This is a genomic window from Rhodococcus sp. IEGM 1305, assembly GCF_030058635.1.
GTDB lineage: Bacteria > Actinomycetota > Actinomycetes > Mycobacteriales > Mycobacteriaceae > Rhodococcus_F > Rhodococcus_F opacus_D.
Window position 1 is genome coordinate 26,518 of the sequence record NZ_JASHKX010000051.1, and the last position, 20,431, is coordinate 46,948.

Consider the following 20,431-nt stretch of genomic DNA (forward strand, 5'->3'; position numbering starts at 1 on the left):
GCTCGGGGTGTTGCCTGAGCCGCACCGATTGCGTCGTCATTCAGATTTTTCGTTGACTGTGCGACGTGGTCGTCGGATGGGAAGACGCGACCTGGTTGTGCACGCATTCGACCGTGCGCAGGCAGATGAGCTGGTGAGTAGCGGCGGTCCGCGATTCGGACTGGTTGTGAGTAAGGCTGTCGGGCCGGCGGTGATTCGACATCGAGTCGCACGCCGGCTTCGTCATATCTGCATCGACCTCGTGGACGTGGTTCCACGGGGCACCGATGTGGTGATTCGGGCTCTTCCGGGAGCTGCGACTGCAAGTAGCCGGGACCTGGAGAAGCAACTTCGTGCAGGTCTCCTTCGATTGGACCTTCTTGCGCCCGTGAGTACCTCCGCATGAAAAGCGCACTCCACGAGTCGCGCGCCGACACGGCCGAGGCCACCTCCTCGGCCTCTTCCGCGTGGAAGTCGGTCCGTGCGTTACCAGCGCGCACTCTCATTTTCTTCATCGAGCTCTACCGGACGTATGTGTCGCCCCTGAGGATGCCGACCTGCCGGTTCATGCCGACCTGTAGCGAGTACGCGGTGGAATCCCTGCGTACCCACGGGGCGATCAAAGGCCTTTTTTTGACGGTGGTTCGGTTGGCGAAGTGTGCCCCCTGGCACCCTGGTGGGTGGGACCCGGTCCCTGCCCGTCGCGACCGTCATGCGGGTGGCCGTCGTTGCTGTCCGGCGAACGTGGACGAACAGAGGAGTACATAGAGCCGTGCTCGACTTCATTTACTATCCGGTGTCCGGGATCCTGTGGGTCTGGCACAAGATATTCGGTGCCATTCCCTTCCTCGGGCCGGACAGCGGTGTCACATGGGCACTTTCCGTGGTGTTCCTCGTGTTCACGCTGCGTGCCGTGCTGTACAAGCCGTTCGTGAAGCAGGTTCGCACGACGCGCCAGATGCAGGAACTTCAGCCGCAGATCAAGGCTCTGCAGAAGAAGTACTCCGGCGACCGCCAGCGTCAGGCCGTCGAGATGCAGAAGCTCCAGAAGGAGCACGGGTTCAACCCCATCATGGGCTGCCTCCCGGTTCTCGCGCAGGCTCCGGTCTTCATCGGCCTGTTTCACGTGCTTCGCTCGTTCAACCGCACCGGCACCGGATTCGGGCAGCTCGGCATGTCGGTCGAGGCGAACGCGAACACGCCGAACTACTTCTTCAGCGTCGAGGACGTGCAGTCCTTCCTGAGTGCTCGACTGTTCGGCGCTCCCATCTCGGCCTGGATCACCATGCCGAAGGAACAGCTCGACGCGTTTGCTGCCTACGGCCCGATCCCCACCGTGCTGAACATCGCCGTTGTCGCAGTTCCGCTGATGGTCATCGCCAGCATCGCGACCCACTTCAACTCGCGCGCTTCTGTGGCTCGGCAGAGCCCCGAGGCCGCCGCCAACCCGCAGTCCGCGATCATGAACAAGCTTGCGCTGTGGGTCTTCCCGCTCGGTGTGCTCGTCGGTGGTCCGTTCCTCCCCATCGCGATCCTCCTGTACTGGGTGAGTAACAACATCTGGACGTACGCGCAGCAGCACATCGTCTTCCGTCGCATCGACCAAGAAGAGGAAGAGAAGAAGCAGGCTGCCATCGCACGCCGGGCGGACAACGCTCCGAAGCCCGGTGCACGTCCCGATCTCACCAAGAAAAAGAAGAAGTCCGCGACCGCAACGGACGGTTCTTCCTCAGCGGACGAGCCGGAGATCGTCGAGGGCGTCGTCGAAGACAGCGCCTCCGATCAGGTGAGTGGTGACGGTTCGGCTGCGGGTACGTCGAAGCCGAAGCCCGGTGCCCGCCCCCAGTCCAACCGCGGAAAGTCCCCCAAGCGCAAGCGGCGCTGATTCAGAAAAGAGAACGAGCATGGCTAGTGAGCCTGACATCGCAGTGGACGGAGATGAGACAGACGTGACTGCAACGACGCAGAACCCGGACACCGAGGTGGATTCCGATTCTGACGACTACCTGATCGAGGAAGGGGAAATCGCTGGCGACTACCTGGAGCAGCTGCTCGACGTACTCGACTTCGACGGCGATATCGACCTGGACGTCGAGGGTGACCGTGCTGTTGTCAGCATCGACGGTGGAGACGATCTCACCAAGTTGGTCGGGCGCAAGGGTGAGGTGCTGGACGCACTCCAGGAACTGACTCGCCTCGCCGTGCAGCAGGCGACGGGCGAACGTAGTCGCCTGATGCTCGACATCGCCGGATGGCGTGCCGGCCGTCGCGCCGAACTGACCGAGCTGGGTTCCTCGGCTGCCCGCCGCGTACTCGAGAGCGGTGAACGCGAGGAGCTCGCTCCGATGACGCCGTTCGAGCGCAAGATCGTTCACGACGCGGTCGCGAAGGTCGATGGCGTGTCGAGCGAGAGCGAAGGCGCCGAGCCTTCACGTCGCGTGGTCGTCATCAAGGACTGATCCACAGAAGCATCACCAAGGCGGGGCTCCCGGATCCATCTCCGGGAGCCCCGCCTTTTCGCTGTCCGTATGTCGCGATCCGTCACTTTGGCTTCGTTTCGTTTCACGTGAAACACGCACCCCTCCCCTCCCCCACCGAGAGGTCGGGTGTCCGCGGCGAGATTTCGTGCGCCACCGTCGCGTGACTGCGCTGTCTCAGGACTTCGTGGACAGTGCGGGCGGGCAACTACGCCCCCGGTCCGCCGACCTTCGCCCCCGATCGTGCCGTCTACCTTCGCCTTGTTCACCGTCTGGATGAGGGTTTCCAGGATGGACCAGAGCACCCGCAGCTCGGTCTCGATCGCGGCGTGCGCGCGAGCGCTTCGACGAGATGACTCTTCCCCGTCTCGGACGTCCCGGAGGCGGCCGAGTCCACCCGGTGATGCGCCCCATCGATCAGCGGCGGGAAGCGGAAATCGCTGACGATATCCCCCGCAAGTAGGTGGGGTCGCCGGCATCGTCTGGAACTCTTTCAACAACCCTCGGCGGCCCAGGCCGAGTGGACTCGAGCCCGGGTCTTATGTGCGGGGTCAAGATTGGGATGCCGCACCTCGCTCAGTTTTGAGGGGGCCGCCCGCACGTGAATCCGTCGGGGCGCTGTGGGCGAAGCGATCGGCTTACTCTCCTGCCGCCGACGACTGCTGGGATCGTGGAGAAGGGTGCGGGGTCCATCGAAGCTCTCCTCTGCTCATCCGGCGATGGTGAGCGGAACGATCCGCAAGTGTCCGCGATGTCTCGAGACATACCACTCACGCGTCAGTGGTTCGGTGCGATGAGTTTCGATGCTTCTCGAAGTCCACATCATTGAAGCGATCGAAGCGGTGCCGTCGACTGGATGGAGTGAACGATGAGCGAGGACGAACGACAGATCCGGGATCTGATCGACCGTTGGGCTGAGGCTGTGCACAGTGGCGACATGGCCGGGGTTCTCGCGGACCACTCCGACGACATCGTGATGTTCGACGTGCCACCGCCATACGAGGGCGCTCGTGGAATCGATGCGTATCGCGAGACATGGCCGCCGTTCTTCGAATGGCAGTCGCAGGGTGCCAGGTTCGAGATGCTGTCATTGGATGTGACGGCCGGCGAGGATGTTGCGTTCGCGCATGCGCTCCTCCGCTGTGGAATGGAAGCGGAGCTCGCCGACAATCCGGAGAACCGGCTCCGCCTCACAGTGGGGTTGCGAAAGGAAGACGGTCGTTGGCTCGTCGCTCACGAGCACCACTCCTTCCCGGACACCACGGTCTGACCATCGCGTATGTGGAGTCCACGGGCCGTCCATTTCGGACGTTTTCGAAGGAATTTAGGTTGTAGTTTCACCCACCCAACCACACCCGGGAGTTTCGTCACTGTGATGATTGAAAACTCGGGCTTCGTCGGAGTGAAGCTGTCGAGAGCTAGCGTCGAGTAGGCGTGGATGGCTTCGCCTTAGTTGGGAGGTCGGCCATTCGCTGGACCTTTGCGTATGCCGAGTTGGGACGGCGGCCGGGTAATGCACGGACGGGGTCGGTTCTGTTCCACGTGAAACACAGGACAGTTGTTCCACGTGAAACTGCCCGCGCCGAATGCGATCAGACGGACCAACGTCCCGGGCGCGCACCGGCGCAGAACAATCTCGGGCCGGGACACGGCCGGCCCCAGATAGACCCCTTGCGATCCGTCGCCTGTTCCACGTGAAACATGCGCGCGTCGATCGCCCCGCTGTTGTTGATCCGCAGAACCAGATGACGCGATGTGCGCGAGATCCATCGCAGAGAGGGTTCACCGGCGAGGCGACGGCGGACCGCCGAGTCGAACGGGCGCTTCACCGACAGTGCACACCCAACCCCTCCCCGCCCCCACCGGAAGGGGGTGCGGCTCGACACTGTTCCGGCGTTGCGCGTTCGAGTTAAGGGACATAGTCGTGACGGAGGGCGGATAATAGAGAAGCTGTGTTTGTTGATTTCGCGTTATTCGCGGGAGGATGTTTCACGTGGAACCGAATGGTGGAGAGCCGGCCGAATGGGACGAACAAGCGGCGGCACGCCAGGTGTTCGGTGAACGATTCGATATCGCGGAGCGCTACTACAAGTCGCTGGCGACCGACGGTGTCGAGCGGGGGTTGATCGGGCCCCGGGAGGTTCCGCGACTCTGGGAACGCCATCTCCTCAACTGTGCCGTCGTCGGTGAACTGATCGCCGAGGGTGAGTCGGTCGTCGATGTCGGCAGTGGTGCCGGGTTGCCCGGTATCCCACTCGCGATCGCCCGACCCGATCTCCGGATCACGTTGGTGGAGCCGCTGCTGCGACGGTCGGTGTACCTCGCCGAGTTCGTCGAGTCGAACGGTCTGGACGTGCTGGTGGTCCGGGGCCGGGCCGAGGAGTCGGGTGTGGTGAAGGAAGCCGGCGGCGCAGACGTCGTGACGTCCCGCGCGGTGGCGCCGTTGGAGAAGTTGGCCAAGTGGTCGCTGCCGCTTATCCACGAGCATGGGAGAATGCTCGCATTGAAAGGTTCGAGCGCCGCCGAAGAGATTTCCCGTGATCGCGCTTCCCTGACTCGGTTGGGTGCTGGCAAGCTGGATATCGTGGAATGCGGAGTGGGCCTGCTTCCTGTCCCCACCGTTGTCGTTCGGGCAGAACGTGTACCGAAACGCCGTCAGCGTCGATGACGATGTCCACGGTGACTAGGGAGTGAATATGTCGAGTAACGAGCGATTCCCAATTGAAGGAGTAGTCAATGTCGGGTGGGCCTGAATCCGCCGTTTCACGTGAAACAGTTTCACGTGAAACCGACCATCAATCCGACCAGGCGACGAGCTCCGGGAACGGAGACGACGGATTCACGGCCCCCTACAACGGAATCTCCGTCGAGGAGACTCCGATCGGTGCCGCCGCGCACCGCGCGAGTCAGGTGCTGCACCCCCACTCGGTGAGTCTGCCGAAGCCGCCCGAACGGCGGATCCTCACGATCGCCAATCAGAAGGGCGGCGTCGGCAAGACGACGAGTGCGGTCAACCTCGCCTCCGCCCTCGCGGTTCAGGGACTCACCGTTCTGGTCATCGACCTCGACCCGCAGGGCAACGCCAGCACGGCGTTGGGCGTCGCCCACCACTCCGGTGTGCCGTCCAGCTATGAGCTTCTCCTCGGTGAGGTGACGGCTGCGGAGGCGATCCAGAAGAGTCCGCACAACGACCGGCTGTTCTGCATTCCGGCCACGATCGACCTCGCCGGCGCCGAGATCGAATTGGTCTCCATGGTCGCCCGCGAGGGACGGCTCAAGGGCGCGCTCTCGGAGAAGGCTCTCGGCGAGGTGGATGCCGACTTCATCCTGATCGACTGCCCGCCCTCGCTCGGACTGCTCACGGTGAACGCGATGGTCGCGGCCAAGGAAGTTCTGATCCCGATCCAGTGCGAGTACTACGCCCTCGAGGGTGTGGGACAGCTGCTGCGGAATATCGAACTGGTGCAGGCACATCTCAACCCGGATCTCCACGTGTCGACGGTCCTTCTCACGATGTACGACGGGCGCACCAAGTTGGCCGACCAGGTGGCCGAAGAGGTCCGCACCCACTTCGGTGACGCCGTCCTCCGTGCCGTCATTCCCCGCAGCGTGAAGGTGTCCGAAGCGCCCGGGTACGGCATGACCGTGCTCGATTACGACCCCGGCTCGCGGGGTGCCATGAGTTACCTCGACGCGGGACGTGAACTCGCAGCACGCACCGCACACATCACGAAGCAGGAGCAGCGATGAGTCAGACGCGTAAGGGTGGACTTGGCCGTGGACTGGCCGCGCTCATTCCTACGGGACCGACCACGACGGGACCGGGGCTGGGCAACGCCGCCGCGGACGTCGTGATCGGCGCGGACCGACGCACCGTACTGACCGCTCCCGCGCCGAACTCGTCGGACTCTGCGACGGACGAGAAGACCGCTCCCGCGTCCACGGGAAACAATGGAGGGAGCAACGGCGCCGACGGCGAATCCGGGAACGGTGCTCAACCCCTCCCCTCCCCCACCGGGGCGGTGTACCGGGAGATCGCCCCCGACCTGATCGAGCGGAACCCCAAGCAGCCGCGTCAGGTGTTCGACGACGACGCTCTCGCCGAACTCGTCCACTCGATCCGTGAGTTCGGGTTGATGCAGCCGATCGTGGTGCGTCCGCTCGACGACGGCAAGTTCCAGCTCGTCATGGGCGAGCGTCGGTGGCGTGCCAGCCAGGAAGCCGAGCTGGAGACGATCCCGGCGATCGTTCGCGAGACCGGCGACGACGCCATGCTTCGCGACGCGCTCCTGGAGAACATCCACCGCGTGCAGCTGAACCCGCTCGAAGAGGCCGCGGCGTACCAGCAGTTGCTCGAAGAGTTCGAGGTGACCCACGAGGAACTGGCGGCGAAGATCGGTCGCTCGCGTCCCGTGGTGACGAACATGATCCGACTGTTGAAATTGCCGATTCCCGTGCAGCGCCGCGTCGCGGCGGGTGTGCTGTCGGCCGGGCACGCTCGCGCCCTGTTGTCGCTCGAGGCCGGAGCCGACGCGCAGGAGGTGATGGCGGCACGCATCGTCGCGGAGGGCATGTCTGTTCGCGCGACGGAGGAGGCGGTGACGCTCGCCAACCGCAGCGACGACCAGGCGGCGCAGCCCGCCCAGCGCCGCAAGCCGATCCAGATGCCGGGCCTGCAGGACGTCGCCGAGCGGCTGTCGGATTCGTTCGACACGAGGGTCACGGTCAGCCTCGGCAAGCGCAAGGGCAAGATTGTGGTCGAGTTCGGTTCGGTGGACGATCTTCAGAGGATCGTTGGGATGATGGAGGCACAGAAGGCCGATTCATGAGCGCCTGAGAGAGGTAGAAGTACCCGCGGGTGATCCGTCACTGTGACAGTGGCCGCTGACGGACCGACTCCAGCAGAACTATCGGGGGCGAAAAACGTTGAATACCAGAGGATGTCGAATGATCTGCGGTAGTGACATATGGAGGCTGAGCTAGCCAGTGTCGACTCACGTCACATCGCTCACTCTCGACGGCTTGGACAAGCTCTCCGCCCACGCTCGTCGCTGTGTCTTCTGGGAAATGGATCCCGCGGCGATCCACAGTTCGCGCGGATTCTGCGATCAGGAGTTCGAGAAGGAAGCCTGGCTCTCCATGGTCATGCTCGAATGGGGATCGTGCGGACAGGTGGCCGTCATGGACGGCAAGCCGGTCGGCAGCGCCCTCTACGCTCCCCCGCGGACCGTGCCGCGCGCGCAGCTTCTCCCGACCGCTCCGGTCGGTGCCGACGCCGTCCTCCTCACCAGCCTTCGGCTCGAGCCGGCCGGTGAAGAACAGAATCTGGGAACCACGTTGATCCAAGCCGTGGTGGCCGATCTGGTGCGCCGCGGTGTTCGCGCGCTCGAGGCGTTCGGTATCCGCAACACCGACGGAACCGGGCCGATCGACACACACGGGATGGCGTCAGCCACAGCGGCCCGCGAGTGCTCCCCCGAGGAGTGCATGATCCCCGCCGAATTCCTCGAGGACAACGGCTTCGAAATCGTCGCGCCCCATCATCGGTTCCCGCGCCTACGGCTCGAGCTGAATCGGGATCACGGGTGGAAGGAAGACGTCGAGGCTGCCCTGGAGCGTCTCATCCACACCGCGACGGTGAGCATGGTCGACATCGGGGAGCGCACACCCGTCGGTGCGCACTGAGCGTTCGGGAACGAGACGTCAGGAACGTTCGGAGGAAGACAGCTCTTCGGCGAGCAACTCGGCGAACGTGAACGTTCCGGTCGGCTGATCGTCCTGACCGAGCAGGTACAGACGCTTCACGGAGATGAGGATCGCTTCGGCGATGGCGTCGCGCGCCCGCGGGTTGGAGAGCACCGCGGCGTCGAGGTCGTTGGTGAGGTACCCGAGGTCGATCTGCACGGTCGGCATGTTCGTCAGGCGCAGCAGGTCCCAGGTGCGACCGTGGGTCCGGCAGTCCTGCAACGGCGTGCGCGCCACGATCTCCCGCTGAATGAATCCGGTGAGAACCTGACCGATCATCGACGTAGAACCGTGCGAGTTACCGAAGTGGAAGCTCGCGACACCGTTGGCGGACGGGCTGGTGTTGCCATCGCAGCGCAGCGAGATCATCAGGTCGGCATCGAAGGCGTTCGACGTGGATGCGCGTTCGATGTCCGTGGGATTGGCGTGGTGCGGGCGGGACAGGAACGTCTCCATGCCCGTGGCGGCCATGCGGCCCTCGAGGCGGCTGGCGAGGTCCCACAGGATGTCGGACTCCGAGATCGTGCCATACGCGGACCGGACGATGGTGCCGTAGGTGTCGCCGCCGAGGCCCGGATCGATGACGATCCGCTTGCCGCTCAGCTGGGGTCCCGAGCTGCGAACCATTTCCTCTTCGCTCATCGCGTGCGGTGAACCACCGGTGACGCGGGTGCCGAGCAACTCGAGCGACCGCAGGGTTGCCGGACCGCAGATGCCGTCGGCGGCGATCCCGATCTCCCGCTGGAACGAGGACAGCGAATCGTGGGTCTGCGGTCCGAAGAAGCCGTCGACGCGTCCGACGTAGAAGCCGAGATCCTGCAGGCGGGTCTGCAGGGTGGCGACATCGTCGCCGTAGAGCGGTGCGGACAGCTGGTAGATCAGCGTGCGCGCGCCCAGGCGGTACGACGCCTCTTTCATGGACCGGTAGGTGGCAGGACCCACGATTCCGTCGACGAGAAGCCCACGCTGCTGCTGGAAGGCCCGTACGGCGCTGTCCAGGTGATGATCGAACACGGCGTCGGGGGCGATCCAGTGCGAACCGTTGGTGCCTTCGCGCCGGGTGTCCGCGATGCCGTTGTGCAGGAAACCGAGACCGGCCAGAGTGCCCCGAATCTCAGCAACGGCCGGACCATGGTCGCCGTGACGGAGTCGGTGCATGTTTCAGGGCCTCTCAGTCCGAATCAACGAGTACATACGAGTCTCGGTACAAACAAAACGATCGATGTGTTCCGGTCGGTCTAGCTGATGCGACTGGAGCACATCGATCGATTGTCTCAGAGATTCCCACAAAATCGGGAATCGTGCCGGGTGTTCGGGTGTCGATCAGAGAACGTCGGCGAGCTCTTTCAGCAGCGCAGCCTTGCCCTTGGTGCCGACGATCGTGTTGATCGGCTTTCCGTCCTTGAACAGGATCAGCGTGGGAATCGACATGACCTGGAAGTCGCGGGCAGCGCCCGGGTTCGCGTCGATGTCGAGCTTCGCGATGGTCAGCTTGTCGCTGTGCTCACCGGCGATCTCCTCCAGGACGGGGGCGATCATCTTGCACGGGCCGCACCAGGTGGCCCAGAAGTCGACGAGGACAGGCTTGTCACTGGAAATGACGTCTTGCTGGAACGAATCATCGGTGATGGTGACGGTATTCGACACGGGGATTTCCCTTACTCGAGGTGGGTGTGTGTGGGTGAGGTCAGGCGTCGACCGGCGAGCCGGCGGCGGCGACAGTGTTGGCAGTGATGTCGCCGCGCTCTGCCAGCCAGCGCTCGGCATCCATCGCCGCGGAGCAACCGGTGCCGGCGGCGGTGACCGCCTGCTGGTAGATGTGATCGACCAGGTCGCCGGCGGCGAAGACACCGTCCACGGAGGTGGCGGTGGTCGGCGTCTTGACGATCACGTAGCCGGCGTCGTCGAGGTCGACCTGTCCCTTGACGAGCTCGCTGCGCGGGTCGTGACCGATGGCGACGAACATGCCGGTGACGTCCAGCGTGGAGGTCTCACCGGTGACGGTGTCGCGGATCACGAGGCCGGTGACGCTGTTCTCGCCCAGCACCTCGACGGGCGCCGCGTTGGTCACGAACCGGATCTTCGCGTTCGCCTTGGCGCGCTCGAGCATGATGCGGGACGCACGGAACTCCTCGCGTCGGTGCACCACGGTGACGCTGCGGGCGAAGCGGGTGAGGAAGGTGGCCTCCTCCATGGCGGAGTCGCCGCCGCCGACCACGACGATGTCCTGATCCTTGAAGAAGAATCCGTCGCACGTGGCGCAGGCGCTGACGCCGCGGCCGAGCAACTTCTCTTCACCCGGAATCCCCAGGTAACGGGCTGCGGCGCCCATTGCCAGCACCACCGCGTGCGCCTGGTAGGTCTCGCCGTTGACGACGACCTTCTTGATCGGGCCCGTGAGGTCGAGTTCCTCGACGTCCTCGGTGCGGATGTCGGTGCCGAAGCGCTTGGCCTGCTCCCGCATCTGATCCATCAGGTCGGGTCCCATGATTCCCTCACGGAATCCGGGGAAGTTCTCGACCTCGGTGGTGGTCATGAGGGCGCCACCGAACTGGGTCCCCTCGAACTGCAGCGGTTCGAGTTCCGCGCGCGCCGCGTAGACGGCAGCGGTGTATCCGGCAGGTCCCGAACCAACGATGATGAGTTCATGAACCGTCGATGGAGTGGTCATGCGGGCCTTCCAGTAGTGAGGGGTGCTCAGTCGTATGGATCAACACAAGACTAAAGGGTGTTGTTCCCCGACTGCAGGTGATACCGGTCGCTCCCCCCGCAGGCGCCCTGATCAGCGCAGAGTCTCCCGGATGACGCAGCGGGTGCCCGTGTAGATGGTGGGCATGCATTTGTTGCAGTGGATGCAGAGTCCCTCGGCCACGTGCCGGTCGCGGAACTTGTTGACGAGGTCCGGGTCGCGGAGCAGGGCGCGCGCCATCGCGACGAACTCGAACCCGTCGCCGAGTGCGTTCTCGATGGTGTCGAGCCTGTTGATGCCGCCGAGGAGGATCAGCGGCATCGACAGGGCCTCGCGGAACTGCCGGGCCATCGGGAGGAAGAACGCTTCCTCGAACGGGTACGTCGGAAAGATGCGCGGCCCGTAGACCTTCAGACCCCAGCCCACCAGCTTGGGCTGTGAGGCAACGAATTCCGCCATCGGGACTTCGCCGCGGAAGAAGTACATCCCGTTGAGCAACGAGCTGCCCCCGGTGAGCTGCAGTGCGTCGAGATGCCCGTCGGCTTCGAGGAGCTGCGCGATGCGGAGACTGTCGTCGAGCCACAGCCCTTTCGGGACACCGTCCGTCATATTGAATTTGGCCGTGACGGCCACCGAGTCGCCGACGGCGTGGCGCACCCGCTCGACCACCCGTCGGGGGAACGCCGCCCGCCGCTCCAGGCTGCCCCCGTACTCGTCGGTCCGCTTGTTGAGGTTGGGGCTCATGAACGAGCTGAGAAGGTAGTTGTGCCCGAGGTGGACCTCGATCGCGTCGAATCCGGCCTCGACGGCATTCCGGGCCGCGTCCTCGAAGTCGCGGGTGACCTGGTCGAGTTCTTCTCGGGTGGCACCCTTCACCAGACCCATGGCGGGCGGGCTGAGGCGGGTGGACGGCGCGAGGGTCTTGGTGCGGTTGGACAGTGTGTTCGCGACCAGACCGGCATGACCGATCTGCGCCGCGACCAACCCGCCTTCGGCGTGAACGGCGTCGGTGAGTCGGCGTAGGTCGGGGACGCGGGCGCGGTCGAGAACGAGGGTGTTCGCGTGGACGCGTCCGCCGGGTGAGACGGCGCAGTACGCGACGGTCGTCAGGGCGGCGCCACCGCGAGCAACCTCGGCGTGGAAGTCGACGAGCTGGTCGGTGACCCGGCCGCGGGGCATGACGCCCTCGAACGTGGCTGCCTTCACGATGCGGTTGCGCAACGTCAGGGGACCCAGGCGGGCCGGCTCCCAGATCCCGGGCCGGGGTGGTGGAACGGTCATGGTGGTCTGCCTTCGAGGGTGGTGGTGGGAGGGCGTTTCAGGCGAAGGTCGCGGCCAGCGCCGCGCGGGCAGGCCGCCAGGTGAGCCCGAGCTCGTCGCGGGTTCGCGAGTCGTCGGTCGGGGTCGCCGAGGTGAGCAGCCACGCTGCCTCGTAGCTGAGCCCCGCGCTGAGGGGCGTGAACCTGCCGACCACGTCGGCGATCCGTCCGAGCGCGCGAAAGGTGCTGCCCGACAACGGGATGCGCCGGAGGCGACGGCCCGAGGAATGTTCGAGGACGTCGATGAGGTGGTTGAACTCGACGAGTTCGCCGCCGCAGACGTATCGCCGGGGTCCGCGGCCGGGGTGCATCGCGGCGGTGTGGACCGCGGCCACGTCGCGCACGTCGATCATCTGCATGCCGCCGTCGAATCGGGGCGCCACCCCGCCGCTGACGATCGCGCCCCATCCCTGTTCGGTGACGCCCTTGGTGGATCCGAGCCCGGGACCGACGACGCTCGTCGGGTAAGTGATGACCACGGGGGCGCCCGCGTCCTGGAGTGCGCGGGCGATGCGGTCGGCGGCCGCTTTGGTGCGGCCGTACGCGCTACGGCCAGACGCCGTCGGACTGTCCGGTCCGATGACGGCGTCGGGTGACGGAAACAGGGCACTGAAACTCGCGACGTGGATGATCGGGTCGAGTCCGAGGAAGGCCGCCCGGGTGAGGATCGCGGCGGTGGCCTGCGTGTTGATCTCCCACATCAGCTGTTCGCGACGATCGTCGGTGCCCACTACCCCGGCGGCGTGGAGTAGCGCTTCGCAGCCGTCGAGGAGGCGTGCGACCACTTGGGCGTCGCGGATGTCGCCGACCACCTGCTCGATCCGCGCGGCGTCGTCCCCGGCTGCCACGAGCAGGGTGTCGGGAGATTCGGCGGGCGGCACCAGCAGTCGAACCGTGTGGCCGGCGGCGAGGAGCGCCAGCGTGGTGTGGGCGCCGACGTATCCGGTGCCGCCGGTGACCGCGATCTTCATGTGTTCGTCCGTTTCAATTACGGTGCCACTGGACTCGTAATAGGTACGATATAGCGCGGAAGGCACTTCTGTCCCACAATTCGAACCAATGAATGCAACTGGAACCGGCCGCCCCCGCGACCCGCGGATCGACACCGACGTCCTCGCGGTCACCCGGGCGATGCTCGTGGAATCGGGCTGGGATCAACTGAGCATGCGGGCCATCGCGACGCGGTCCGGGGTGAGCAGGGCCTCCATCACCCGACGATGGCCATCGAAGGCGCATCTGGTTCTCGACGCCATCCTCGGTGCGACACCCGACCTGACACCGTTCGAGGGCACCGACCGCGAAGGCTGGATCCGCTGGGTGGTGACCGGCAGTGCCGAATTGTTCTCGCGACCGGAGGTGCGAGCGGCCACGCCGGGTCTGCTGGCAGCGATCCGCGACCACGACGACCTCCGTACCGCGCTGTGGCGGGGATTCAGCGGGCCGAGTACTCAGCTGTTCGAGAGCGAGGTGGACCCGGCCGGGTCGAGCACCGCGACGGCCGTGCTGGTGCTCGCTGCCGGCGCCGCGCTGTTCACCAGCCTGATCGCCGTCGAGGACGACACTCCGGAACTGCGTGGGAAGATCCTCGAGCTACTCCTGCCGGTCGCCCGTTCGGAGCGGGAACGATCGTGAGGATCAACCGATCTCGGTGACGGCGATCGTCGCCGGATCTCCCGCGCCGCACTCACCGCCGACCACCAGGGCCGTGATCTGCGGCGGACGCGGCGCGGCCACCAGCAGTAGTACCCCGGGAACACCGTCGAGGCGAACCTCGCCGGAACCGAGCAGGGGGCGGGACGGTTCGATACCGTTGGCGCGCAGGCATTCCGACAGTTGTGCGGGATCCTCGAGTGGTCCGAGCTGCCGCGAACCGATCACGGTGAGGAGGCGTCCTGAGTCGAGACCGGTGCCCAGATCGAGAACGGCTGGTGCCGGCGAGGTTTCGGAACTGGGCAGGGCGACGACCGGGGTCTCGGGTTCCTGCCTGTCCGGCGTGACGACCGCGACTGCCACCACGACCGCTGCCGCCGCCGCGAACGTCCCCGCGGCCGCGGCAGCCCACTTCCGTCGCCGGGTGAGTGGGACCACGGTGGCCTCGGCAGGTGTGTCCCGCTCCGCGGCGAGAGCACGGTTGATGCGGTCGGCGACGTCGGCGGGAATCGGGGTCGAGACGGAATGATCGCGTCCGAGCGCGCCCAACTGATCAGTGACCCGGTCGAGGGCGTCGATCACGGCCATCGCCTGCGGGTCGTTCCGGACGAGCGGCCACAGGCGATCGCTCACCGAGTCCGGCAGCACCCCGGCGTGCAGATCGGCCAGTAGGTCCTCGGAGTACGGCGGTGCGGGCAGCGCGGCATCGGACGGATCGGGTTCACGGTCGGCCATGGCACCTCCTCACCGAGTCGTTGTGGTCCGGGACGACAGGACAGTTCCCCGCTCCTACTACGTTTTGACGCCCCGGAGTCATGATCGGTTCCCCTCCACCCGAAAATATTCGAGAGAGGCGGCCAGCTTCTTCCGGCCGCGGGCGCAGCGGCTCTTCACGGTGCCTTCCGGAACCCCGAGAAGCGCGGCCGCCTCACTCGTCGAACGGCCCTCGAGGTCGACGGCCACGATCGCGGTCCGCTGATCCGGTGGGAGCTGCGCCAGTGCGCGCTCGACCACCATGCTGAGCTCCACCTCGGAAACGTAGTCGCGGGTATCGCTCGGTTCGTCGTCCTCGTCCGCGGACAGGGACACCGCCGGACGAGCCTTGTTCCGGCGGATGCGGTCGAGGCAGGCGTTGACCACGATCGTATGCAGCCAGCTCCGGACCGCGGCGTCCCGGCGGAACGAGCCCGCGTTGCGATGCGCGGACAGCAGCGCCTCCTGCAGGGCGTCCGCCGCATCCTCGGTGGTGTAGCTGGTGCGTTTGGCGACGTGCCACAGGTGGTCGTAGTGCCGCGAGAGCAGTGTCTCGAAGGCGTGCCGATCGCCGGCGACGTGCGCAGCCAACAGGTCGACGTCCGAGGGCTCACCCTCGGAATCCCCCCGGAAGATTCGCACCGGCGGATGTTAGCTCAGGTCGCCGATCCGCGAGCACCGGGCGCCGACTACGTCGCGGCGTTGAAACCGACGTCGGCGATGGACGATTGGTTCTTGCCACCGGAATTAGTCAGGCCGGTGATCCACACCAGGACGTTCTTGGTGGGTCCCTCCGACTTCACCGGGATCTCGGTGACACCGTTGCCGAGGACCTTCGAACCGAGCACCTGCGTCTGGTCGAGGGTCGGGTTCTCCGACGGGGCGCTGCGAATCTCGACGTTGGTGCCCGGTGTCGGCGAGTTGATCCACACGCTCGACAGTGTCGCCGGATCGTCCAGCGTGACCATCAGGCCCACACCGTTCTTCAGCGCGGGGAACGGCTGGAAGTACGAGTCGGTGCTCCACACGGTGGACGTGTTGCCGTCGACGGCCAGCCGGGCGTTCGCGGCCGAGTCGGGGGTGCCCTGCGGCGAGAACACCGTCGCCCCCGAGGGGCTGACCGGCGCGACGTTCGCCGCCGGGGCGGGCGCGGGGGCGGGGGACTCGGGGTTGGGCGGGGCCTCGGCCGACGTGGTGAGCCCGAAGTCCTGTTCGGTGAGCGGCGCGTCGGAACTACTGCCCGTGAGGAACGTCGCGAGCCAGAAGCCCAGGAGCGCCAGCACGATGATCGTGACGACCGCGAGGCCCACGAGCGCCGCGATCATCCGGTTGGACTTCTTCTTCTCCGCCTCCAGTGCTTCCGGGTCGGCGAGAGCGTGACCGGTCGTGCCGGGGGCCCGCTGCCCGAGCCGCAGCACGGGGATGAATTCGGTCTTGTCGTTGACGACGGACGCCTGGTCGAGAATGTGCTGCACGGTGGCCGCCGTGCGGATTCCCCCGTTCGGCTCGAGTGAGCGCAGCGCCACCGCGGAAATCTCGAACGGGACCTCCGGGCGGATCACCCGCGGTCCGATGGGCTGCCCGCTCGAGTCGCGGTCGGCCAGTCGCATACCGCCGACGCTGCCCGGACGGTGCGAACCCGACGGGTCACCCGCGGGAGCGGACGGGTCGCCCAGCGGCCAGCGGGCGGTGATGAGGGCGTAGAGCATGGCGCCCAGTCCGCGCACGTCGGTACTCGAGTCGGAGTCGGCGAGCGTGGCCGGGAACGCCAGCACGGCATCGCCGTTGATGCTGATACGGACGCGGTCGGGGTGGTCGATGGACAGTGCCCCACCGGCCCGGTGCGCGGTCTCGGCGGCCGCGGCGAGTGCGCGGATGGCACTGGCGGCGCCGATCGGAGACGGCTTGGTGTCGGCCATCTCCCGCAGCGAGCGTCCCGGGGTCCACTCGGCGACGACGATGCCGCCGGAGCTACCGCGGACCACGTCCAGCACGCGGGCGAGACCGGGCGAGTTGATCCGGCCCAGTCGCAGGGTGCGCGACAGAATGGCTTGCGGGCCTTCGGGACCGGCCGAGGTGGAGCGCTGTTCGGCGTCCACGAACGTCAGCGCCACCTCGCGGTCGAGCTTGACGTCGAGTGCCTGCCAGAACTGCAGTCCCCGCGAACCGCCGTGCGGTGTCAGCAGGCGGTACCGACCGCCCGCGACGGACGCGCCGGGAATGAGCTTGGGGCCACGGGGAGTACGACGCGGGCCTGCGCCGGGCTCACGTCCGGGTGCGGGGGTGATCGGGATCACTCCGGTGTCGTAACTGAGATCCCGTGCGGGGGCCGCGCCCATGTGACGTGTGTCTCCGCGCGATTCGCCGGAGTCTTTGGTGGGAGTCTTCGGCGCAGCCTTCGTCTGCGCATCCGCAGGATCTCCGGTCTCCTTGCTCTGCCCCGTTTTCGGAGTGTCTGCGGAGCCCGCGGACGTGTCTGCATCCTTCTTCTGCGGTGCGGCGGCGCCGGCCTGCTTGCCGGACTTCGCGGAGTCGGTGGAGGCCGACTCGGACGAGATCCGGGTGGTCGGGGCGTCGACGCCGTTGGGGGCGGCGGCCGAATCGCGTTCGGACGCTTGCACCGTAGAACCTCCGGCTCTCTTGCTGCCGGCCACGTCGTCGTCGCTCACCCTCACTCCTTCATTCTCGAATGCCCAACTCCGACCAGTACCGGGCGGCGATCCGACCCGCTCGTGTCCAGGGTACGGGAGTCCACCGGGTCGTTCGATACCACGCGGCTGTCCCCCGAAGTCGTGCGGTGTGGCGCGGACCACGGGAATCAGTTCTGTTTCGGCCTCTGCGAGCGGGTCGACCTCCGGTTCCGGTGCGGCGCCGCGACCGCGCAACGCGCGAACCTTGCGGGCGACGGCGACGGTGATGGACACGATTTCGGGGATCTTCGCGAACCAGAGGATCACGAAGGTGACGACGAGCATCAGGACACCGCTGATCATGACCCGGACCATCGAGCCCGGACCGCCGAACAAACTGGTGAGCCGGTCGAGCCCGAGGAGGCGGTCGGCGCCGAGCATGACGAGCGCACCCGCCATCGACGCGAGCACCACCACCCACACCGTCTTGCCGACGTTCGCCATCTGCAGGTTGCCGAGACTGCGGTGCAGCAGCCAGCCCCCGACGAGCGCGCCGGTGATGTAGCCGAGGCCGTTGGCCACGCCGAGCAGGATGACCACCTGGTCGTCGCTGGAGGCGATCATCGGGGTGAGCGCCGACAGCGCGATCTTCACCGCGGTGATGCCCAGGACGATCCACGTCGGGGTCCAGGCCTGCTCGCGGGCGTAGAACACGCGGAGCTGGATCAGCACCAGGGAATAGGGAATGAGCGTGAACGCGGACCAGCTGACGGCCTGGCCGAGGCGTTCGGCGTCACCGGTCCCGAAGTTGCCGTACCCGTAGAGCGCCTGGCCGATCTCGGGGCCGGCGAACGTGAGGAACGTGATGATCGGGATGAGGGAGATCATCGTCAGGCGGGTGGCGACGGACAGGTCGTCGACCACGGCGGGGGTGTCGTCGGCGGCGGCGTTGCGGCTGAGTCGCGGCATGATCGCCGTCAGCACCGTCACGCCGAGCACGCCGTACGGCAGCTGCAGCAGGAGCCACGCGTTGTTGTAGATCGCGGGACCCGACGCGTCCGCGTGTGACGAGATGCGGGTGGCGACGATCATGCCCGCCTGGCTGATCAGCACGTACAGGATGATCGCGACGGCCATCCCGCCGAACTGCTTGAGCCGGTCGTCGAGGCCCCACAGCGGTTTCAGCGAGATGCCCTCGCGCCGGATCGCGGGCACCAGGCTCATCGCCTGCACCACGACACCCAGCGTGACGCCCACACCGAGGACCAGCAGTTTCGGGTCGCTCATCCGCACCGGATCGAGGGTGATCTCCCCCGGTGTCGCGTAGTAGATCACCAGCACGGTGAGCATCACGACGTTGTTCAGCACCGGAGCCCAGGCACCGGGTTTGAACACCTGCCGGGTGTTGAGGATGGCCGTGAGCAGCGCTGACAGTCCGTAGAACAGGATCGCGGGCAGGAGGAGATAGGACAGAGCTGTGGTGAGGGACGTGTTCACCTTGCCGTCGGCCGACAGGAAGACGTGGGTGGTGAGTACGGGTGCGGCGGCGGTCGCCAGCAACGCCGCTGTGCCGAGCAGCACACACGTGGCGGTGAACAGGCGTCGCACGAACGCCGCACCCTGATCCGGGTCCTCACGTTCGGCGCGCACCAGGACGGGCACCACGATCGCGGTGAGCACCGCTCCCAGCACGAGCTCGGAGATCATGTTCGGGATCTGGCTGGCGACCGTGAACGAGCTGGCCACCGACCCACCCAGCAGCGTCAGGACGAGGAGCTGCTTGGCGAATCCGGTGATGCGGCTGACGAGCGTCGCCACCGCGATCGAACCGGTGGACGCCAGCAGTCGCGAGTTGCTCTGCTTCTGCGGCGCGGTCGAGGGCCCGGAATCCCGGACCGGAGGCGGCGAGGGGTCGACACGGATGGCCGCGAACTGCACCGTCGGTGCCTCGTCCGGCCGGATTTCCCGAGCCCAGTGGTCCCGCTCCCACGGGGCGACCCGGGGATGGGAGCGATCGGGAAGCCTCTGGCCCCTACTGGGCAAGTTCCCGGTCATGAACGTTCGTACCCTTCGTCAGCTGGATCCGGCTGGCCGCGGAATCGATGCCACAGCCGACGGCCGGCGAGGAACAGCAGCAGAGCACCCGCGCATGCTGTCAGTATCGCCAACGCCTGCCCGTACGCGTTGGACCGTACCGTCACGCTGGTCGGCTCTCCCAGTTGCTGTCCATCGGCGGTGGTCAGAGAGAATTGGACGACGAGCTTGCGGGAGTCGTTGGCCTCGGTGGGAACGGTGAGGGTGCGACTGCCCCGCGGGGGCAGCGTGGTGGGGCCGATGTCGGTGATGGTCATCCCCGACGGCGCATCCACCTGGAGACGGACGGTGATCCCGACCGGCAGGTCGTTCCTGGCCACCAGCAGCAGCGGGCTCTGTTCCGACGCCAGCGTGTAGACGCCGCCCGGCGACACGACGGTGACTGCCCCGAACAGGTCGTCCATGGTTTCGGCCACCTCGTCGGCGCGCACGTCGGACGCCTCTTCCGCGGACCGCCGTTCGTCGTCGCGGCGATGCGCGAGGCTCATCGAGCGCAGCAGGTCCTCGCGCAGCGGTGCGGTGAAGCGTTCCGGGGTGAGCGGGGCCTGCGGGTCGTCGACCAGCGCGGCGTTCAGTGCCTCGATGCGGGGTGTCTGCGTGCCGGCGGCGTCGCGGATATGGGCGGGGACGCCGTCCTCGGCGGCCTGATCCGGGTACTCCAGGGTCGCGACCTCGGGTGATCCGGGCTGTCGTCCCAGCATCGCGGGCAGCGGCCGGGGCGTCGCCAGGCCCGAGCGCATCAGCGAGGAGACCGTGGACAGCAGTGTCTTCGCGTCCTCGGCGCCCGCCGTCCAGAGCTGCGGCGGCACCACCATCAGCGAACGCGGGGTGCCGGCAGCCCGTGCGGCCTCGGGTTCGAGGGCAGACCACGACACCGCACCGAGCGCGTCCTGCAGCCGGGCGGTCTGCGAATCGTCCGAGAGGTCGTACCGCGCGCGCTGCGGGGTGTACGAGGGGGTCTGCGGTGTCGTCCCCATGGCCGCGAGCGCCGTGCCGACCGAGGGATCGAACAGCAGCGCGTCGACGCTTCCGGTGGCCGCGGGCGTCTCGGTGGCCGCCGGGGTCGTCTCCCCGTTCGCGGGAACGGGCGCGGGG

General features: G+C 66.6%; 19 protein-coding genes. 10 read left to right on the plus strand and 9 right to left on the minus strand.

Annotated features, from left to right (window positions below; translation table 11 throughout):
- The first annotated feature begins 7 nt into the window (after positions 1 to 7).
- The 9 genes from rnpA to QM693_RS34770 all read left to right on the plus strand — a co-directional run bounded on the left by rnpA (position 8) and on the right by QM693_RS34770 (position 8,141).
- Positions 8 to 385: a ribonuclease P protein component gene (gene rnpA / locus QM693_RS34730; RefSeq protein ID WP_280783060.1), complete on the plus strand. Its 378-nt coding sequence runs from the start codon at positions 8 to 10 to the stop codon at positions 383 to 385.
- On the plus strand, positions 382 to 747 hold the full coding sequence (gene yidD / locus QM693_RS34735; RefSeq protein WP_280783059.1) for a membrane protein insertion efficiency factor YidD: 366 nt from the start codon (positions 382 to 384) through the stop codon (positions 745 to 747). The genes rnpA and yidD overlap by 4 nt, the downstream gene beginning before the upstream one ends.
- Before the next feature lie 4 nt (positions 748 to 751).
- Positions 752 to 1,864 (plus strand): membrane protein insertase YidC, encoded by a 1,113-nt coding sequence (gene yidC, locus QM693_RS34740; RefSeq protein WP_280783058.1) that lies wholly within the window; start codon positions 752 to 754, stop codon positions 1,862 to 1,864.
- Positions 1,865 to 1,883: 19 nt separating this feature from the next.
- On the plus strand, positions 1,884 to 2,438 hold the full coding sequence (locus QM693_RS34745) for a Jag family protein (protein ID WP_005249113.1): 555 nt from the start codon (positions 1,884 to 1,886) through the stop codon (positions 2,436 to 2,438).
- 886 nt (positions 2,439 to 3,324) lie between these two features.
- The gene (locus QM693_RS34750) at positions 3,325 to 3,726 is read left to right on the plus strand and encodes a nuclear transport factor 2 family protein (RefSeq protein ID WP_283354580.1); all 402 of its coding nucleotides are present in this window, start codon (positions 3,325 to 3,327) and stop codon (positions 3,724 to 3,726) included.
- 714 nt (positions 3,727 to 4,440) lie between these two features.
- Entirely contained in the window at positions 4,441 to 5,124 is a 684-nt protein-coding gene (rsmG, locus tag QM693_RS34755) for a 16S rRNA (guanine(527)-N(7))-methyltransferase RsmG (protein ID WP_005249117.1), read from the plus strand.
- A 68-nt stretch (positions 5,125 to 5,192) separates the two neighbouring features.
- Positions 5,193 to 6,206 carry a ParA family protein gene (locus tag QM693_RS34760; RefSeq protein ID WP_005560835.1) on the plus strand — a complete coding sequence of 338 codons (1,014 nt, stop codon included), beginning with the start codon at positions 5,193 to 5,195 and terminating at the stop codon, positions 6,204 to 6,206.
- Complete coding sequence (locus QM693_RS34765) at positions 6,203 to 7,285, plus strand: ParB/RepB/Spo0J family partition protein (protein WP_105416920.1); 1,083 nt, start codon at positions 6,203 to 6,205, stop codon at positions 7,283 to 7,285. The genes QM693_RS34760 and QM693_RS34765 overlap by 4 nt, the downstream gene beginning before the upstream one ends.
- Before the next feature lie 157 nt (positions 7,286 to 7,442).
- Positions 7,443 to 8,141, plus strand: a complete 699-nt coding sequence (locus QM693_RS34770; protein WP_280783056.1) for a GNAT family N-acetyltransferase — start codon at positions 7,443 to 7,445, stop codon at positions 8,139 to 8,141.
- Between the two features lie 18 nt (positions 8,142 to 8,159).
- On the opposite strand, the gene QM693_RS34775 is transcribed toward QM693_RS34770, so the two are convergent.
- From QM693_RS34775 to QM693_RS34795, 5 genes are all read right to left on the minus strand, one after another.
- Positions 8,160 to 9,359, minus strand: a complete 1,200-nt coding sequence (locus QM693_RS34775; RefSeq protein ID WP_005560831.1) for an N-acetylmuramoyl-L-alanine amidase — start codon at positions 9,357 to 9,359, stop codon at positions 8,160 to 8,162.
- A gap of 165 nt (positions 9,360 to 9,524) precedes the next feature.
- Entirely contained in the window at positions 9,525 to 9,848 is a 324-nt protein-coding gene (gene trxA, locus QM693_RS34780) for a thioredoxin (RefSeq protein WP_005249122.1), read from the minus strand.
- Positions 9,849 to 9,888: 40 nt separating this feature from the next.
- Positions 9,889 to 10,872, minus strand: coding sequence for a thioredoxin-disulfide reductase (gene trxB / locus QM693_RS34785; protein WP_280783055.1), 984 nt, complete (start codon positions 10,870 to 10,872; stop codon positions 9,889 to 9,891).
- Positions 10,873 to 10,983: 111 nt separating this feature from the next.
- Positions 10,984 to 12,171 carry a 4,4'-dithiodibutanoate disulfide reductase gene (nox, locus tag QM693_RS34790; protein ID WP_280783054.1) on the minus strand — a complete coding sequence of 396 codons (1,188 nt, stop codon included), beginning with the start codon at positions 12,169 to 12,171 and terminating at the stop codon, positions 10,984 to 10,986.
- Between the two features lie 37 nt (positions 12,172 to 12,208).
- Positions 12,209 to 13,180 carry an NAD-dependent epimerase/dehydratase family protein gene (locus QM693_RS34795; RefSeq protein WP_283354581.1) on the minus strand — a complete coding sequence of 324 codons (972 nt, stop codon included), beginning with the start codon at positions 13,178 to 13,180 and terminating at the stop codon, positions 12,209 to 12,211.
- Positions 13,181 to 13,268: 88 nt separating this feature from the next.
- On the opposite strand from QM693_RS34795, the gene QM693_RS34800 reads away from it, so the two are divergent.
- Entirely contained in the window at positions 13,269 to 13,841 is a 573-nt protein-coding gene (locus QM693_RS34800; protein WP_280783052.1) for a TetR/AcrR family transcriptional regulator, read from the plus strand.
- A 3-nt stretch (positions 13,842 to 13,844) separates the two neighbouring features.
- Here the strand turns inward: QM693_RS34800 and QM693_RS34805 are convergent, their stop codons facing one another.
- The 4 genes from QM693_RS34805 to QM693_RS34820 all read right to left on the minus strand — a co-directional run.
- Entirely contained in the window at positions 13,845 to 14,594 is a 750-nt protein-coding gene (locus QM693_RS34805; RefSeq protein WP_280783051.1) for an RsmA family anti-sigma factor, read from the minus strand.
- Positions 14,595 to 14,672: 78 nt separating this feature from the next.
- Complete coding sequence (gene sigM / locus QM693_RS34810; protein ID WP_283334684.1) at positions 14,673 to 15,254, minus strand: RNA polymerase sigma factor SigM; 582 nt, start codon at positions 15,252 to 15,254, stop codon at positions 14,673 to 14,675.
- A gap of 47 nt (positions 15,255 to 15,301) precedes the next feature.
- Positions 15,302 to 19,180 (minus strand): murein biosynthesis integral membrane protein MurJ, encoded by a 3,879-nt coding sequence (gene murJ / locus QM693_RS34815; RefSeq protein WP_283354583.1) that lies wholly within the window; start codon positions 19,178 to 19,180, stop codon positions 15,302 to 15,304.
- Between the two features lie 113 nt (positions 19,181 to 19,293).
- Positions 19,294 to 20,431: DUF6049 family protein (locus tag QM693_RS34820; RefSeq protein WP_283354582.1), on the minus strand; the 1,138-nt coding region annotated here is incomplete at its 5' end.

Excerpts from the sequence above, each read along its gene's own strand:
- QM693_RS34795 (WP_283354581.1), bottom strand. The coding sequence starts at position 13,180 with ATGAAGATCGCGGTCACCGGCGGCACCGGATACGTCGGCGCCCACACC.
- QM693_RS34745 (WP_005249113.1), top strand. The coding sequence starts at position 1,884 with ATGGCTAGTGAGCCTGACATCGCAGTGGACGGAGATGAGACAGACGTG.
- QM693_RS34805 (WP_280783051.1), bottom strand. The coding sequence starts at position 14,594 with ATGGCCGACCGTGAACCCGATCCGTCCGATGCCGCGCTGCCCGCACCG.
- nox (WP_280783054.1), bottom strand. The coding sequence starts at position 12,171 with ATGACCGTTCCACCACCCCGGCCCGGGATCTGGGAGCCGGCCCGCCTG.
- yidD (WP_280783059.1), top strand. The coding sequence starts at position 382 with ATGAAAAGCGCACTCCACGAGTCGCGCGCCGACACGGCCGAGGCCACC.
- trxB (WP_280783055.1), bottom strand. The coding sequence starts at position 10,872 with ATGACCACTCCATCGACGGTTCATGAACTCATCATCGTTGGTTCGGGA.
- QM693_RS34775 (WP_005560831.1), bottom strand. The coding sequence starts at position 9,359 with ATGCACCGACTCCGTCACGGCGACCATGGTCCGGCCGTTGCTGAGATT.
- QM693_RS34765 (WP_105416920.1), top strand. The coding sequence starts at position 6,203 with ATGAGTCAGACGCGTAAGGGTGGACTTGGCCGTGGACTGGCCGCGCTC.
- QM693_RS34750 (WP_283354580.1), top strand. The coding sequence starts at position 3,325 with ATGAGCGAGGACGAACGACAGATCCGGGATCTGATCGACCGTTGGGCT.
- rsmG (WP_005249117.1), top strand. The coding sequence starts at position 4,441 with ATGTTTCACGTGGAACCGAATGGTGGAGAGCCGGCCGAATGGGACGAA.
- QM693_RS34760 (WP_005560835.1), top strand. The coding sequence starts at position 5,193 with ATGTCGGGTGGGCCTGAATCCGCCGTTTCACGTGAAACAGTTTCACGT.
- QM693_RS34800 (WP_280783052.1), top strand. The coding sequence starts at position 13,269 with ATGAATGCAACTGGAACCGGCCGCCCCCGCGACCCGCGGATCGACACC.